We start from the raw sequence: 15,737 nt of genomic DNA, 5'->3' as shown, positions 1-15,737 counted from the left end.
CTCAAGTTATTGGATAAAAGCATCCGCCGGATTCTCGTTGCTCCTCCTTTTATGCTCCTAAATCTCCGTTCTGTAAGGGTTTTCCTTTGATCCGCGCCTTGACGGTGTGGTGGGCGCATTCCTATAGTGTGCGCAAGTGGCGGAAAGTGGCATGAAGTGGGTTTTTTGAGCTCAAAACGATAAAAATTGGAGAAACGCAGACGTGTTTCGCGGAGCTAACGCTATCAGTCTCGACGCAAAGGGCCGTCTCGCCATGCCGAGCCGGTACCGTGACGAGCTCGTTTCGCGTAGTTCCGGCCAGTTGATCGTGACCATTGATGCCGTTGATCCGTGCCTGTGTGTCTACCCGCTCGATGAGTGGGAAATTATTGAAACCAAGTTGCGCGCGCTTCCTTCGCTTCGCGAAGAGAACCGTCGTCTGCAACGTTTATTGATTGGTAATGCCGTTGACCTCGAGCTCGACGGCAGTGGTCGTTTCCTGGTGCCGCCGCGCCTGCGCGAATACGCGAAGCTCGACAAGCGCGCGATGCTGGTGGGCCAACTGAACAAGTTCCAACTGTGGGACGAAGATGCCTGGAACGCGGTTTCTGCCGCTGACCTGGCTGCCATACAACAACCGGGCGCCATGCCTGACGAACTGCGTGATCTGATCCTGTGACTATTGATAGCGGCTTTAACCACATCACCGTACTGCTTGACGAAGCCGTCGAGGCTCTCGCCGTACGTCCTGATGGCTGCTATCTGGACGGCACGTTCGGGCGCGGCGGGCACAGCCGGTTGATCCTGAGCAAGCTCGGGCCGGATGGTCGGCTCATCGGATTCGACAAGGATCCTCAAGCGATTGCCACCGGGCAAACGCTAGCGGCCGAAGACGGCCGCTTTGTCGTTGTGCAGCGCAGCTTTGCCGAGCTCGGTTCGGTGGTTGCCGAACAGGGTCTGGCTGGCAAGGTCAGCGGCATTCTGCTGGATCTGGGCGTGTCTTCGCCGCAGCTCGATGATGCCGAGCGCGGCTTCAGTTTCCTCAACGACGGTCCGCTGGACATGCGTATGGATCCGTCCCGGGGCATCAGTGCAGCCGAGTTCGTCAACACCGCGCCGGTGGAAGAAATCGCCCGTGTTTTCAAGGAATATGGCGAAGAGCGTTTCTCGGGTCGCATGGCCCGTGCCGTGGCCGAACGTCGTGACATCACGCCGTTCGAGCGTACCGCTGATCTGGCCGAAGTTCTGAAAGTCGCCAACCCGGCGTGGGAAAAGGGCAAGAACCCGGCCACCCGTGCATTCCAGGGCCTGCGCATTCACGTCAACAACGAACTGGGCGATCTGGAAGCAGGCCTTGAAGCCGCGCTCGAATGCCTGGAAGTGGGCGGCCGTCTGGTCGTCATCAGCTTCCATTCGCTGGAAGACCGCATCGTCAAACTGTTCATGCGCAAGCTGGTGAAAGGCGAAGCCGACAACCTGCCGCGCAACCTGCCGGTTCGCCACGTTGCGTTCGAACCGAAAATCAAAGTCCATGGCAAAGCGCAGACGGCCTCCGACGCCGAGCTCAAGGCCAACCCACGTTCCCGTAGCGCCGTCATGCGCGTCGCGGAGAAGTTGCGGTGAGCAAGCTTTTCGCCAAACCACTGCCTGGCGGCAGCTTTTTCATGCTGCTGCTGTTCATCGGCGTGCTCGTGTCGGCCATCGGCGTTTCCTACAGCGCCCACTGGAACCGGCAGTTGCTCAACACCCTGTACAACGAGCTCAGCGTGCGCGACAAGGCGCAGGCCGAGTGGGGGCGTCTGATTCTGGAACAGAGCACCTGGACCGCCCACAGCCGGATCGAAGTACTGGCTACCGAACAACTGAAGATGCACATCCCTGGCGCGGCTGACGTGAAGATGGTGGCGCCATGATGAAACTCGAAGGGGCACTCTTCCCGTGGCGCTTCCGTCTGGTCGTTGGTCTGCTGGGCATGATGGTGGCCGCGATCTGCTGGCGCATCATCGACCTGCAGGTGATCGACCGTGACTTCCTCAAGGGGCAGGGCGATGCACGTAGCGTTCGTCACATTCCGATCCCGGCGCACCGTGGTTTGATCACCGACCGCAATGGCGAGCCTCTGGCGGTGAGTACGCCGGTGACCACGTTATGGGCCAACGCCAAGGAAATGCAGCTGGCCAAAGAAAAGTGGCCGGCACTCGCCGCTGCCCTGGGCCAGGACCCGAAAGCCCTGGCCGAGCGCCTCGAAGCCCAGGCGAACAAGGAATTCATTTATCTGGTGCGCGGACTGACCCCCGAGCAGGGCCAGGCTGTGCTCGACCTGAAAGTGCCGGGCGTCTATGGCATCGAAGAGTTCCGCCGGTTCTATCCGGCCGGTGAAGTCACTGCGCACATGGTCGGGTTCACCGACATCGACGACCACGGCCGTGAAGGTGTCGAACTGGCCTACGACGAGTGGCTGGCCGGCGTACCCGGCAAGCGGCAAGTCATCAAGGATCGGCGCGGACGGCTGATCAAGGATGTCCAGGTCACCAAGAACGCCAAGGCCGGCAAGCCCTTGGCGTTGTCCATTGACCTGCGTCTGCAATACCTGGCCAACCGCGAGCTGCGCAACGCGATCATCGAGAACGGCGCCAAGGCCGGCAGTCTGGTGATCATGGACGTGAAGACCGGCGAGATCCTCGCCATGGTCAACCAGCCGACCTACAACCCGAACAACCGTCGCAACCTGCAGCCGGCGATGATGCGTAACCGCGCGATGATCGACGTGTTCGAACCGGGTTCGACCATGAAGGCGATCTCGATGAGCGCCGCGATCGAAACCGGCCGCTGGAAACCGAGCGACACCGTCGAGGTGTATCCGGGTTCCCTGCAGATCGGCAAGTACACCATCAAGGACGTATCGAAGACCGAAGGTCCGGTGCTTGACCTGACCGGCATTCTGATCAATTCCAGTAACGTCGGCATGAGTAAGGTCGCGTTCGACATTGGCGGCGAAACCATTTTCCGTCTCGCACAAAAGGTCGGCCTCGGTCAGGACACCGGCCTCGGTTTCCCGGGTGAACGTGTCGGCAACCTGCCGAACTACCGCGAGTGGCGTAAAGCTGAAACCGCAACGCTGTCCTACGGCTACGGTGTTTCGGTGACGGCGATCCAGCTGGTGCACGCGTTCTCGGCATTGGCCAACAACGGTCGTCTCGCACCGCTGACTCTGATCAAAACCGACAAGGCGCCGCAGACCACCCAGGTGCTGCCGGAAGCCGTGGCGAAAACCATGCAGGGCATGCTGCAGCAAGTAATCGAAGCACCACGTGGCGTGTTCCGTGCTCAAGTCCCGGCGTATCACGTGGCCGGGAAGTCGGGTACCGCCCGCAAGACCTCGGTGGGCACCAAGGGCTATGCCGAAAATTCCTATCGCTCGCTGTTCGCCGGTTTCGGCCCGATGAGCGATCCGCGTTATGCCATCGTCGTGGTGATCGATGAACCGACCAAGGCCGGCTACTTCGGTGGTCTGGTGTCGGCGCCGGTGTTCAGCCGTGTGATGTCCGGCACTCTGCGCCTGATGAACATCACCCCGGACAACCTGCCGAATACCCAGCAAGCCAACGCCACCCCGGCTGTTCCGCTGAAAGCCAATGGAGGGCGCGGCTGATGTCTCTTAGTCTGAACAAGATATTCCCCCACGCCGGCCACGATCTGTTGATCCGTGAACTGGCGCTCGACAGCCGCAACGTACGCGCAGGCGACCTGTTCCTCGCGGTGCCGGGCGGCAAGTTCGACGGTCGTGCGCACATTGCTGACGCACTCACCCGTGGCGCGGCCGCCGTGGCTTACGAAGTGGAAGGCGCCACCGTGTTGCCGATCACTGATGTGCCGCTGATTCCGGTCAAAGGTCTGGCAGCGCAGTTGTCGGATATCGCCGGACGTTTTTACGGTGAACCAAGCCATCACCTGAACCTGGTGGGCGTCACCGGCACCAACGGCAAGACCAGCGTGACCCAGCTTGTTGCCCAGGCGCTGGACCTGCTCGGTCAGCACTGCGGCATCGTCGGCACCCTCGGTTCCGGTTTCCATGGCTCGCTGCAAAGCGGCCTGCACACCACACCGAATCCGATCGCCATGCAGGCGACCCTGGGCGACCTGAAAAAGGCCGGTGCCAAAGCCGTGGCCATGGAAGTTTCGTCTCACGGCCTGGATCAGGGCCGGGTCACCGCGCTGGCGTTCGACGTGGCGGTGATGACCAACCTGTCCCGCGACCACCTCGATTACCACGGCACCATGGAGGCCTACGCCGAAGCGAAAGCCAAGCTGTTCGCCTGGAATGACTTGAAGTGCCGCGTGGTCAATCTGGACGACGATTTCGGCCGGCAACTGGCCGCTGAAAAACGTGAGTCGCGCCTGATCACTTACAGCCTGCTCGACAGCAGCGCGTATCTATATGTCCGCGAAGCACAGTTCGACGACCATGGCGTGCGCGCCACGCTGGTGACGCCGCAGGGCGAACACCATCTGCGCAGCACGCTGCTCGGTCGTTTCAACCTGAGCAACGTACTGGCCGCGGTCGGCGCCTTGCTTGGCCTGGACTACGCCCTCGACGAAATCCTCAAGGTGCTGCCGAAACTCGAAGGCCCGGCCGGACGCATGCAACGTCTCGGTGGTGGCACCCAGCCGCTGGTGGTGGTCGATTACGCCCACACGCCCGATGCGCTGGAAAAAGTTCTGACGGCGTTGCGTCCGCACGTCAAAGGCCAACTGTTGTGCCTGTTCGGCTGTGGCGGTGACCGTGATCGCGGCAAACGCCCGTTGATGGCCGAAGTGGTCGAGCGTCTGGCCGACCGCGTGCTGGTCACCGATGACAATCCGCGTACCGAAGATCCAGCGGTGATCTTCGACGACATCCGCGCCGGCTTCACGGCTGTGGATAACGTGACGTTCGTGGCCGGTCGTGGCCAGGCCATCGCACAACTGATTGCCAGCGCCTCGGCGGATGACGTGATTGTCCTGGCCGGCAAAGGTCATGAGGACTATCAGGAAATCAACGGCGAGCGCCACGCATTCTCCGATCTGGTCGAGGCCGATCACGCCCTGACCGCCTGGGAGGTGGCCCATGCTTAAGGCCCTGAAACTCAGCGAACTGACCAACGCACTCGACGCGCGGTTGATCAGCGCGGACGCAAGCTTCGACGGCGTGAGCATCGACAGCCGCGCCATCAAGGCTGGCCAACTGTTTGTTGCATTGACCGGTCCGCGCTTCGACGGTCATGACTATCTGAACGAGGTCGCTGCCAAAGGCGCCGTTGCTGCATTGGTCGAGCGCGAAGTCGCCGACAGCACGCTGCCACAATTGCTGGTCAAGGACACCCGTCAGGCCCTCGGTCAACTGGGCGCATTGAATCGTGCCGCGTTCACCAGACCGGTCGCGGCCGTGACCGGCTCCAGCGGCAAGACCACGGTCAAGGAAATGCTCGCGAGTATCCTGCGTACGCGCGGCTCGGTACACGCGACCCGTGGCAACCTGAACAACGACCTCGGCGTACCGCTGACCCTGCTCGAACTTGCCCCGGAGCACAGCGCGGCAGTGATCGAACTGGGCGCCTCGCGTCTGGGTGAAATCGCTTACACCGTCGGGCTGACCAAGCCGCACGTAGCGATCCTCAATAACGCAGGGACCGCCCATGTCGGCGAGTTCGGCGGGCCCGAGAAAATTGTCGAAGCCAAAGGCGAAATCATCGAAGGGCTGGCCTCCGATGGCATCGCCGTGCTGAATCTCGATGACAAGGCATTCGGTATCTGGAAGCTCCGCGCCGCCGGTCGCAAAGTGCTGACTTTCGCGCTGAGCAACACGCAAGCGGATTTCCACGCCAGCGATCTGGCCACTGATGCCCGTGGCTGTCCGGCGTTCAACCTGCACAGTCCTGAAGGTGTGGAACGGGTTCAACTGAACCTGCTCGGCACCCATAACGTCGCCAATGCCCTGGCCGCTGCCGCTGCTGCTCACGCCCTGGGCGTGTCGCTGTTCGGCATCGCTACCGGGCTTGGCGCGGTACAACCGGTCAAGGGTCGCACCGTCGCGCAACTGGCGAAAAACGGCATGCGCGTGATCGATGACACTTACAACGCGAACCCCACCTCCATGTGCGCGGCCGTTGATATACTCGCCGGCTTTTCCGGCCGCACCGTCCTGGTGCTCGGGGATATCGGCGAGTTGGGCGACTGGGCGGAGCAGGGGCACCGCGACGTGGGCGAATACGCCCGGGGCAAGGTTTCCGCGCTTTACGCCGTCGGGCCGAACATGGTCCACGCCGTGAACGCATTCGGCAACGAGGCGCATCACTTCGGCACACAGGCCGAACTGATCCAGGCCCTCGGCGCCGAGCAGGATAAAAACACCACCATTTTGATCAAGGGTTCGCGCAGCGCAGCGATGGAAAACATCGTTGCGGCCCTGTGCGGGTCCAGTCTGGAGAAACATTAATGCTGCTGCTGCTAGCGGAGTATCTGCAACAGTTCTACAAAGGCTTCGCGGTCTTCCAGTACCTGACCCTGCGCGGGATTCTCGGTGTGCTGACCGCGCTGGTCTTGTCGCTGTGCTACGGCCCGTGGATGATCCGCACCCTGCAGAACCGTCAGATCGGCCAATCGGTTCGTAACGACGGCCCGCAATCGCACCTGTCCAAATCCGGTACGCCGACCATGGGTGGCGCACTGATTCTGTCGTCCATCGGCGTCAGTACCCTGCTGTGGGCCGACCTGAGCAATCGTTACGTGTGGGTTGTGTTGCTGGTGACCCTGCTGTTCGGTGCCATTGGCTGGGTCGATGACTACCGCAAGGTGATCGAGAAGAACTCCCGTGGTCTGCCGAGTCGCTGGAAGTATTTCTGGCAGTCGGTGTTCGGTCTCGGCGCGGCGATCTTCCTTTATATGACTGCCGCCACGCCGGTGGAAACCACCCTGATCCTGCCGATGCTCAAGGACTACAGCATTCCGCTGGGCGCCGGTTTCATCGTGCTGACTTACTTCGTGATCGTCGGTTCGAGCAACGCGGTCAACCTGACCGACGGCCTCGACGGTCTGGCGATCATGCCGACAGTGATGGTCGGCGGTGGCCTGGGCATCTTCTGCTACCTGTCGGGTAACGTGAAATTCGCTGAATACCTGTTGATCCCGTACGTGCCGGGCGCGGGCGAGCTGATCGTGTTCTGCGGCGCGCTGATCGGTGCCGGTCTGGGCTTCCTGTGGTTCAACACCTATCCGGCGCAAGTCTTCATGGGTGACGTCGGCGCACTGGCGCTGGGCGCTGCTCTGGGCACCATCGCGGTGATCGTCCGTCAGGAAATCGTCCTGTTCATCATGGGCGGCGTGTTCGTGATGGAAACCCTGTCAGTCGTCATTCAGGTGGCTTCCTTTAAGCTGACCGGTCGTCGTGTGTTCCGCATGGCTCCGATACACCACCACTTTGAACTCAAGGGCTGGCCCGAGCCGCGCGTGATCGTCCGTTTCTGGATCATCACCGTGATTCTCGTGCTGATCGGCCTTGCCACCCTGAAGCTGAGGTAGAACGAGTGTCTCTGATCGCTTCTGACCACTTCCGCATCGTTGTCGGCCTCGGCAAGAGCGGCATGTCCCTGGTTCGCTTCCTGGCGAACCGGGGTGTGGCGTTTGCCGTGGCCGACACGCGGGAAAATCCACCGGAACTGGCCACGCTCCAGCGTGACTATCCGCACGTGGAAGTGCGTTGTGGCGAGCTGGACGTCGAGTTCCTGTGCCGTGCCGACGAGCTCTACGTGAGCCCCGGCCTGGCGCTGGCGACCCCGGCCCTGCAAGCCGCCGCGGCCCGTGGCGTGAAGTTGTCCGGCGATATCGAGCTGTTCGCGCGTAACGCGAAGGCGCCGATCGTGGCCATCAGCGGTTCCAACGCGAAAAGCACTGTCACCACCCTGGTTGGTGAAATGGCGGCAGCGGCCGGCAAGCGCGTGGCGGTGGGCGGCAACCTCGGTACGCCGGCGCTGGATCTGCTCAGCGATGACGTCGAGCTGTACGTGATGGAACTGTCGAGTTTTCAGCTGGAAACCACCGATCAGCTCAACGCCGAAGTGGCGACCGTGCTCAACATCAGCGAAGACCACATGGACCGCTACAGCGGCCTGCCGGCCTATCACCTGGCCAAGCACCGGATCTTCCGTGGCGCGAAACAGTTCGTGGTCAACCGTCAGGACGCCCTGACCCGGCCACTGATGGGCGAGGGCCAGCCATGCTGGACCTTCGGCCTCACCCAGCCGGATTTCAAGGCGTTCGGTCTGCGCGAAGAGAATGGCGAGAAATACCTGGCCTTCGAATTCCAGAACCTGATGCCGGTGCGTGAACTGAAGATTCGCGGCGCCCACAACCAGTCGAACGCCCTGGCGGCGCTGGCGCTCGGGCACGCAGTCGGGCTGCCGTTCGACGCCATGCTGGCGGCCCTGCGCAACTTCGCCGGCCTCGAACATCGCTGCCAGTGGGTGCGTGACCTGGACGGCGTCGGTTACTACAACGATTCCAAAGCCACCAACGTCGGCGCCGCCCTGGCCGCCATCGAAGGCCTGGGTGCGGACATCAGCGGCAAGGTCGTGCTGATCGCCGGCGGCGACGGCAAGGGTGCCGAATTCAAGGACCTGCGCGATCCGGCGGCTGCCCATTGCCGCGCCGTGATCCTGATGGGCCGCGACTCCGACAAAATCGGCCAGGCCATCGGTGATGCCGTGCCGCTGATCCGCGCCACCACGCTGATCGACGCCGTCGAGAAATGCCGCGCCGCCGCCCAGCCGGGTGACGTGGTGCTGCTGTCGCCGGCCTGCGCCAGTTTCGACATGTTCAAGAATTACGAAGACCGTGGTCACCAGTTCGTCCGCGCCGTGGAGGAACTGGCATGAGCCTGCGAAACATCATCAAGCCGTACCCGTCGCCGATCATCACCGGACGTGGGATCGACCTCGACTTCCCCATGCTCGCCGGTTGCCTGGCGCTGCTCGGCCTGGGGCTGATCATGATCGCCTCGGCCTCGACCGAGGTGGGTGCGGTGCAATCGGGCAGCGCTCTCTACTACATGACCCGTCACCTGATCTATGTGGTGCTGGGCCTGGGCGCGTGCATCGTCACCATGATGATTCCGATCGCCACCTGGCAGCGTCTGGGCTGGCTGATGCTGATCGGCGCATTCGGTCTGTTGGTGATGGTGATCATCCCGGGGATCGGCCGTGAGGTGAACGGTTCGATGCGCTGGATCGGCTTCAGCTTCTTCAACGTTCAGCCGTCCGAAATCGCCAAGGTGTTCGTGGTGATTTACCTCGCCGGTTATCTGGTGCGTCGCCAGAAGGAAGTGCGCGAGAGCTGGATGGGCTTCTTCAAGCCGTTCATCGTGCTGCTGCCGATGGCGGGCCTGCTGCTGATGGAACCGGACTTCGGTGCCACCGTTGTGATGATGGGGGCTGCAGCGGCGATGCTGTTCCTTGGCGGGGTCGGGCTGTTCCGGTTCTCGCTGATGGTGGTGCTGGCGGTGGCGGCGGTGGTGTTGCTGATCCAGATGCAACCCTACCGGATGGCGCGTCTGACCAACTTCGCCGACCCGTGGGCGGACCAGTTCGGTGCCGGTTATCAATTGTCCCAGGCCTTGATCGCCTTCGGTCGCGGCGAGTGGCTGGGCGTTGGGCTGGGCAACAGCGTGCAGAAGCAGTTCTATCTGCCGGAAGCCCACACTGACTTCGTGTTTTCGGTACTGGCTGAAGAGCTGGGCGCGGTGGGTTCGCTGTGCACCGTGGCGCTCTTCGTGTTCGTGTGTATTCGCGGCATGTACATCGGTCTGTGGGCCGAGAAAGCCAAACAGTTTTTTGCCGCTTATGTTGCCTACGGTCTGTCGTTCCTGTGGATCGGTCAGTTCCTGATCAACATCGGCGTGAACGTCGGCCTGCTGCCGACCAAGGGCCTGACCTTGCCGTTCCTCAGTTATGGCGGCAGTTCCCTGGTGATCTGCTGTGCCTGCCTTGGCCTGTTGCTGAGGATCGAGTGGGAAAGTCGGACCCACCTGGGCAGTGAAGAGATGGAATTCCATGAGAGCGACTTCGCCGAGGAGCCGAACCATGGGCGCTAACGTATTGATCATGGCCGGCGGTACCGGCGGCCACGTGTTCCCGGCGCTGTCCTGCGCCCGTGAATTTCAGGCGCGGGGTTACACCGTGCACTGGCTCGGCACGCCACGGGGGATCGAGAACGACCTGGTGCCGGCCGCCGGCCTCGAATTGCATCGCATCAACGCCACTGGCCTGCGTGGCAAGGGCAAGCTGTCGTTGCTCAAGGCACCGTTCATGTTGCTGAAATCGGTCTGGCAGGCGCGGGCGATCATTCGCCGCCTGCGTCCGGTGTGCGTGGTTGGTTTCGGTGGTTATGTGACCGGTCCTGGTGGCATTGCCGCCAAACTGGCCGGCGTGCCGGTGATCGTTCACGAGCAGAACGCTGTGGCTGGCACCGCCAATCGGTTGCTGGTGCCGTTCGCCGCCCGGGTGTGTGAAGCGTTCCCCGACACCTTTACCCTGTCGGACAGCCGCCGTACCACCGGCAACCCGGTGCGCAGCGAGCTGTTCCTCGAAACACCGCGTGCGGCCCTGGCCGGACGCAAGGCGCGTTTGCTGATCCTGGGCGGAAGCCTGGGGGCAGAACCGTTGAACAAGTTGCTGCCTGAAGCCCTGTCGCAAGTCGCTGTCGACCTGCGTCCGGAGGTGTTTCATCAGGCCGGCAAAAATCACGATGAAGTGACTGCAGAGCGCTACCGCGCTGTCGGCGTGGACGCGCAGGTGCAGCCCTTCATCAAGGACATGGCTCAGGCCTATGGCTGGGCTGACCTGGTGGTGTGCCGTGCAGGCGCATTGACCGTCAGCGAGCTGGCCGCCGCCGGTCTGCCGTCGATGCTGGTGCCCTTGCCCCACGCGATCGACGATCACCAGACCCGCAACGCCGATTATCTGGCCCGCGAAGGCGCTGCCTTCCTGATGCCGCAAAGAACGACTGGTGCCGCGGACCTTGCCGCGCGCCTGACAGAGGTCTTGATGCAACCGCAACGACTTGAAGAAATGGCCCGAGCGGCCCGCCGTCTGGCGAAACCCGAAGCCACCCGCAGCGTGGTCGATACCTGTCTGGAGGTGGCCCATGGTTGAGAATCAGAAAGCCATGCCGCAACCGGAAATGCGCCGCATCCGTCGCATCCACTTCGTCGGGATCGGCGGTGTGGGCATGTGCGGTATTGCTGAAGTGCTGCTGAACCTGGGTTACGCCGTGTCCGGTTCCGACCTGAAGGCTTCGCCGGTCACCGAGCGCCTGGAATCCTTCGGTGCGCAGATCTTCATCGGCCACCGTGCCGAGAACGCCGCTGCTGCCGATGTGCTGGTAGTGTCGAGCGCCGTCAACACATCCAACCCGGAAGTGGCGACCGCACTGGAACGCCGCATCCCGGTGGTACCGCGTGCCGAAATGCTTGCCGAACTGATGCGCTACCGCCACGGCATCGCCGTCGCCGGTACCCACGGCAAGACCACCACCACCAGCCTGATCGCTTCGGTGTTTGCGGCCGGTGGCCTGGATCCGACCTTCGTCATCGGTGGCCGTCTGAACGCCGCGGGCACCAATGCCCAGCTCGGCACCAGCCGTTACCTGATCGCCGAGGCCGATGAAAGCGACGCCAGTTTCCTGCACCTGCAGCCGCTGGTGGCTGTGGTGACCAACATCGACGCCGACCACATGGCGACCTACGACGGTGACTTCAACAAACTGAAGAAAACCTTCGTCGAGTTCCTGCACAACCTGCCGTTCTACGGTCTGGCGGTGATGTGCCTGGACGATCCGGTGGTGCGTGAAATCCTGCCGCAGGTGAAACGTCCGACCATGACCTACGGCTTCAGCGAAGAGGCCGACGTGCGCGCCATCAATGTGCGCCAACAAGGCATGCAGACCTTCTTCACTGTGCTGCGCCCTGATCGCGAGCCGCTGGATGTGTCCGTGAACATGCCGGGCAACCACAACGTGCTCAATTCCCTGGCGACCATCTGCATCGCTACCGACGAAGGCGTCAGCGATGAAGCCATCGTCCAGGGCCTGTCCGGGTTCCAGGGTGTCGGCCGCCGCTTCCAGGTCTACGGCGAACTGCCGGTGGACGGCGGCAACGTGATGCTGGTCGACGACTACGGTCATCACCCGACCGAAGTCGCGGCCGTCATCAAGGCTGTACGCGGTGGCTGGCCTGAGCGCCGTCTGGTGATGGTCTACCAGCCGCACCGCTACAGCCGCACCCGCGACCTGTACGACGATTTCGTCAATGTACTGGCCGACGCCAACGTGCTGCTGCTGATGGAAGTCTATCCGGCCGGCGAAGAGCCGATCCCGGGTGCCGACAGCCGCAAGCTGTGCAACAGCATCCGTCAGCGCGGTCAACTGGACCCGATCTACATCGAGCGTGGTGTCGACCTGGCGCCGCTGGTCAAGCCGTTGCTGCGTGCCGGCGACATTCTGTTGTGCCAGGGCGCCGGCGACATCGGCGGTCTTGCACCGAAACTGTTGAAAAGCGAGTTGTTCGCCGGTGCCGTGGCCGCACCGGTCGAGGGGAAGTTGAAATGACTGCTGCCTACGCCAACCTGTTCTCCACCATTGCCCCGAAAGACTTCGGCCGTGTCGCCGTGCTGTTCGGTGGCCTGAGTGCCGAGCGTGAAGTTTCGCTGAAGTCCGGCAACGCCGTGCTCTCTGCGCTGCAAAGCGCCGGTGTGGACGCATTCGGGATCGATGTCGGCGCCGATATTCTGCAGCGTCTGTTGAGTGAAAAGATCGACCGCGCCTTCATCATTCTCCACGGTCGTGGCGGTGAAGACGGCAGCATGCAGGGCCTGCTCGAAGTGGCCGGTATTCCCTACACCGGCAGCGGCATCCTGGCTTCGGCGCTGGCGATGGACAAACTGCGTACCAAGCAGGTCTGGCACACACTCGGTATTCCGACGCCGCGTCACGCCGTGCTGCGCAGCGAGGCCGATTGTATTTCGGCAGCGACGGAACTGGGCTTCCCTTTGATCGTCAAACCGGCGCATGAAGGTTCAAGTATCGGGATGGCCAAAGTGAGTTCTGCGTCCGAGTTGATCGACGCATGGAAAGCGGCCAGTACCTACGATTCGCAAGTGTTGGTCGAGCAATGGATCCACGGTCCCGAGTTCACCATCGCCACCCTGCGTGACCAGGTGTTGCCTCCTATCGCCCTGGGTACGCCGCACACGTTCTACGACTACGACGCCAAGTACATCGCCAACGATACCCAGTATCGGATTCCGTGCGGGCTCGATGCCGACAAGGAAAAAGAACTCATGGACCTCACGGCGCAAGCCTGCGAGGCGCTGGGTATCGCCGGTTGGGGCAGGGCGGACGTGATGCAGGACGCCGACGGAAAATTCTGGTTCCTGGAAGTCAACACGGCTCCCGGCATGACCGATCACAGCCTGGTACCGATGGCGGCGAAAGCGGCCGGTCTGGATTTCCAGCAGCTGGTTCTGGCCATTCTGGCCGCCAGTGTCGATGCCGATGGCCATAAAGAGGCGCGAGGTTAAGACCATGCAAGGCGCACAGCTCAGACATCAGCCACCCGCTCCCGGCCGCAAGCCGGTGCCGCGGGGTGCCAGCCGAATGGTGGCCAAAGAGCCGATGTCCGCGCGCCTGCCGAAAGCCAATTTCGGGTTCCTCAAAGGCCTGTTCTGGCCGGTGCTGCTGGTGGCGCTCGGTTTCGGCACTTACGAAGGCGCGCAGCGTTTGCTGCCGTATGCCGACCGGCCGATCACCAAAATCGCCGTGCAGGGTGATCTGAGCTACATCAGCCAGCAGGCGGTGCAGCAGCGAATCGCCCCCTACGTGGCGTCGAGCTTCTTCACCATCGACCTGGCCAGCATGCGCTCGGAGCTGGAACAGATGCCTTGGATCGCTCACGCCGAAGTCCGTCGGGTGTGGCCGGATCAGGTGGTGATCCGCCTCGAAGAGCAACTGCCTGTGGCCCGTTGGGGTGACGAGTCGCTGCTCAACAACCAGGGCCAGGCGTTCACGCCCAAGGAACTGGCGAATTACGAACACCTGCCACAGCTGTTCGGCCCGCAGCGGGCCCAGCAGCAAGTGATGCAGCAATATCAGGTGCTGAGTCAGATGCTCAGGCCGTTGGGCTTCTCGATCGCGCGCCTGGAACTGCGCGAGCGTGGCAGCTGGTTCCTGACCACCGGTGCCGGCAGTTCCGGCCCCGGCATCGAGTTGCTGCTGGGACGCGGCAACCTGGTGGAAAAGATGCGCCGCTTCATTGCCATCTACGACAAGACGCTTAAAGACCAGATTACGAACATTGCGCGCATCGATCTGCGCTATGCCAACGGCCTCGCTGTTGGCTGGCGGGAACCAGTAGCGCCGACGACAGCCCAACCCGCTGTCGCAAAGAATTAAGAAGAGGCAGGACCCATGGCAAACGTGCAAAGCGGCAAAATGATCGTCGGTCTCGATATCGGCACCTCCAAGGTGGTGGCGCTGGTCGGCGAGGTTGCGGACGACGGCTCGCTGGAAATCGTCGGGATCGGCACTCATCCGTCCCGCGGCCTGAAGAAAGGCGTGGTGGTGAACATCGAGTCCACCGTGCAATCGATCCAGCGCGCGATCGAGGAAGCCCAACTGATGGCGGGTTGCCGCATTCACTCGGCGTTCGTCGGCGTGGCGGGCAATCACATCCGCAGCCTGAACTCCCACGGCATCGTGGCGATCCGCGACCGCGAAGTCAGCTCCGCTGACCTGGAACGCGTACTCGACGCTGCCCAGGCAGTGGCGATCCCGGCTGACCAGCGTGTGCTGCATACCTTGCCGCAGGACTACGTGATCGATAACCAGGAAGGCGTGCGCGAGCCGCTGGGCATGTCCGGCGTGCGTCTGGAAGCCAAGGTTCACGTGGTGACCTGTGCGGTCAACGCTGCGCAGAACATTGAAAAATGCGTGCGTCGCTGCGGTCTGGAAATCGACGACATCATTCTCGAGCAACTGGCTTCGGCCTACTCGGTCCTGACCGACGATGAAAAAGAACTGGGCGTGTGCCTGGTCGACATCGGCGGCGGCACCACCGACATCGCGATCTTCACCGAAGGCGCCATCCGCCACACGGCCGTGATCCCGATTGCCGGCGATCAGGTGACCAACGACATCGCCATGGCGTTGCGCACCCCGACCCAGTACGCCGAAGAGATCAAGATCCGTTACGCCTGCGCTCTGGCCAAACTGGCCGGTGCCGGCGAAACCATCAAGGTGCCGAGCGTCGGCGACCGTCCGCCGCGCGAACTGTCACGTCAGGCCCTGGCTGAAGTGGTCGAGCCGCGTTACGACGAGCTGTTCACCCTGATCCAGGCCGAGCTGCGTCGCAGCGGCTATGAAGACCTGATCCCGGCCGGCATCGTGCTGACCGGCGGTACCTCGAAAATGGAAGGCGCCACCGAACTGGCCGAGGAAATCTTCCACATGCCGGTACGCCTCGGTGTACCGCACGGCGTGAAGGGCCTGGATGACGTGGTGCGCAACCCGATTTATTCCACTGGCGTTGGCTTGTTGATGTACGGCCTGCAGAAGCAGTCCGACGGGATCTCGTTCTCGGGCATCGGCAGCCGCGACAGCTACAGCAACGAGGAGCCGCAGGCGCCGTTGCTGGACCGTTTGAAGAAGTGGGTTCAAGGCAACTTCTAAAGCTT

General features: G+C 62.4%; 14 protein-coding genes. All 14 read left to right on the top strand.

All coding sequences use genetic code 11. The annotated features are described in order from the left end of the window. Positions 1-202: 202 nt before the first annotated feature. From mraZ to ftsA, 14 genes are read left to right on the top strand one after another with little or no spacing between them, the layout of a single operon-like run. The gene (mraZ, locus tag ACSPX5_RS18550) at positions 203-658 is read left to right on the top strand and encodes a division/cell wall cluster transcriptional repressor MraZ (protein WP_003205355.1); all 456 of its coding nucleotides are present in this window, start codon (positions 203-205) and stop codon (positions 656-658) included. Next, positions 655-1,602 (top strand): 16S rRNA (cytosine(1402)-N(4))-methyltransferase RsmH, encoded by a 948-nt coding sequence (gene rsmH / locus ACSPX5_RS18545; protein ID WP_039766256.1) that lies wholly within the window; start codon positions 655-657, stop codon positions 1,600-1,602. Before mraZ ends, rsmH begins: the two co-directional genes overlap by 4 nt. After that, positions 1,599-1,892, top strand: coding sequence for a cell division protein FtsL (gene ftsL, locus ACSPX5_RS18540; RefSeq protein WP_007956777.1), 294 nt, complete (start codon positions 1,599-1,601; stop codon positions 1,890-1,892). Before rsmH ends, ftsL begins: the two co-directional genes overlap by 4 nt. After that, positions 1,892-3,631, top strand: a complete 1,740-nt coding sequence (locus tag ACSPX5_RS18535; RefSeq protein WP_169432701.1) for a peptidoglycan D,D-transpeptidase FtsI family protein — start codon at positions 1,892-1,894, stop codon at positions 3,629-3,631. Before ftsL ends, ACSPX5_RS18535 begins: the two co-directional genes overlap by 1 nt. Continuing rightward, positions 3,631-5,094, top strand: coding sequence for a UDP-N-acetylmuramoyl-L-alanyl-D-glutamate--2,6-diaminopimelate ligase (locus ACSPX5_RS18530; protein WP_439820057.1), 1,464 nt, complete (start codon positions 3,631-3,633; stop codon positions 5,092-5,094). The genes ACSPX5_RS18535 and ACSPX5_RS18530 overlap by 1 nt, the downstream gene beginning before the upstream one ends. Continuing rightward, positions 5,087-6,454, top strand: coding sequence for a UDP-N-acetylmuramoyl-tripeptide--D-alanyl-D-alanine ligase (locus ACSPX5_RS18525; RefSeq protein ID WP_439820056.1), 1,368 nt, complete (start codon positions 5,087-5,089; stop codon positions 6,452-6,454). Before ACSPX5_RS18530 ends, ACSPX5_RS18525 begins: the two co-directional genes overlap by 8 nt. Then, the gene (gene mraY / locus ACSPX5_RS18520; protein WP_015096766.1) at positions 6,454-7,536 is read left to right on the top strand and encodes a phospho-N-acetylmuramoyl-pentapeptide-transferase; all 1,083 of its coding nucleotides are present in this window, start codon (positions 6,454-6,456) and stop codon (positions 7,534-7,536) included. Before ACSPX5_RS18525 ends, mraY begins: the two co-directional genes overlap by 1 nt. Positions 7,537-7,541: 5 nt before the next feature. Beyond that, on the top strand, positions 7,542-8,888 hold the full coding sequence (murD, locus tag ACSPX5_RS18515) for a UDP-N-acetylmuramoyl-L-alanine--D-glutamate ligase (RefSeq protein WP_207868172.1): 1,347 nt from the start codon (positions 7,542-7,544) through the stop codon (positions 8,886-8,888). Further along, entirely contained in the window at positions 8,885-10,102 is a 1,218-nt protein-coding gene (gene ftsW, locus ACSPX5_RS18510; protein WP_423815203.1) for a putative lipid II flippase FtsW, read from the top strand. The genes murD and ftsW overlap by 4 nt, the downstream gene beginning before the upstream one ends. Continuing rightward, complete coding sequence (gene murG, locus ACSPX5_RS18505; protein ID WP_169431857.1) at positions 10,092-11,162, top strand: undecaprenyldiphospho-muramoylpentapeptide beta-N-acetylglucosaminyltransferase; 1,071 nt, start codon at positions 10,092-10,094, stop codon at positions 11,160-11,162. The genes ftsW and murG overlap by 11 nt, the downstream gene beginning before the upstream one ends. Continuing rightward, positions 11,155-12,615 (top strand): UDP-N-acetylmuramate--L-alanine ligase, encoded by a 1,461-nt coding sequence (murC, locus tag ACSPX5_RS18500; protein ID WP_439820055.1) that lies wholly within the window; start codon positions 11,155-11,157, stop codon positions 12,613-12,615. Before murG ends, murC begins: the two co-directional genes overlap by 8 nt. After that, on the top strand, positions 12,612-13,586 hold the full coding sequence (locus ACSPX5_RS18495) for a D-alanine--D-alanine ligase (RefSeq protein WP_169431855.1): 975 nt from the start codon (positions 12,612-12,614) through the stop codon (positions 13,584-13,586). Before murC ends, ACSPX5_RS18495 begins: the two co-directional genes overlap by 4 nt. A 4-nt stretch (positions 13,587-13,590) precedes the next feature. Further along, positions 13,591-14,457, top strand: coding sequence for a cell division protein FtsQ/DivIB (locus ACSPX5_RS18490; RefSeq protein WP_169431854.1), 867 nt, complete (start codon positions 13,591-13,593; stop codon positions 14,455-14,457). Between the two features lie 15 nt (positions 14,458-14,472). After that, on the top strand, positions 14,473-15,732 hold the full coding sequence (gene ftsA, locus ACSPX5_RS18485) for a cell division protein FtsA (RefSeq protein WP_169431853.1): 1,260 nt from the start codon (positions 14,473-14,475) through the stop codon (positions 15,730-15,732). Positions 15,733-15,737 lie beyond the last annotated feature (5 nt).

It is taken from the genome of Pseudomonas sp. HLG18 (assembly GCF_051903985.1).
GTDB lineage: Bacteria > Pseudomonadota > Gammaproteobacteria > Pseudomonadales > Pseudomonadaceae > Aquipseudomonas > Aquipseudomonas fluorescens_BT.
The sequence above is the reverse complement of the archived record's forward strand: the minus strand, read 5'-3'. Positions and strand labels throughout refer to the sequence as shown.

Coding starts and splice junctions, on each gene's coding strand:
- ACSPX5_RS18535 (WP_169432701.1), top strand. CDS start 1,892: ATGAAACTCGAAGGGGCACTCTTCCCGTGGCGCTTCCGTCTGGTCGTT.
- ACSPX5_RS18530 (WP_439820057.1), top strand. CDS start 3,631: ATGTCTCTTAGTCTGAACAAGATATTCCCCCACGCCGGCCACGATCTG.
- ACSPX5_RS18525 (WP_439820056.1), top strand. CDS start 5,087: ATGCTTAAGGCCCTGAAACTCAGCGAACTGACCAACGCACTCGACGCG.
- mraY (WP_015096766.1), top strand. CDS start 6,454: ATGCTGCTGCTGCTAGCGGAGTATCTGCAACAGTTCTACAAAGGCTTC.
- ftsW (WP_423815203.1), top strand. CDS start 8,885: ATGAGCCTGCGAAACATCATCAAGCCGTACCCGTCGCCGATCATCACC.
- murG (WP_169431857.1), top strand. CDS start 10,092: ATGGGCGCTAACGTATTGATCATGGCCGGCGGTACCGGCGGCCACGTG.
- murC (WP_439820055.1), top strand. CDS start 11,155: ATGGTTGAGAATCAGAAAGCCATGCCGCAACCGGAAATGCGCCGCATC.
- ACSPX5_RS18495 (WP_169431855.1), top strand. CDS start 12,612: ATGACTGCTGCCTACGCCAACCTGTTCTCCACCATTGCCCCGAAAGAC.
- ACSPX5_RS18490 (WP_169431854.1), top strand. CDS start 13,591: ATGCAAGGCGCACAGCTCAGACATCAGCCACCCGCTCCCGGCCGCAAG.
- ftsA (WP_169431853.1), top strand. CDS start 14,473: ATGGCAAACGTGCAAAGCGGCAAAATGATCGTCGGTCTCGATATCGGC.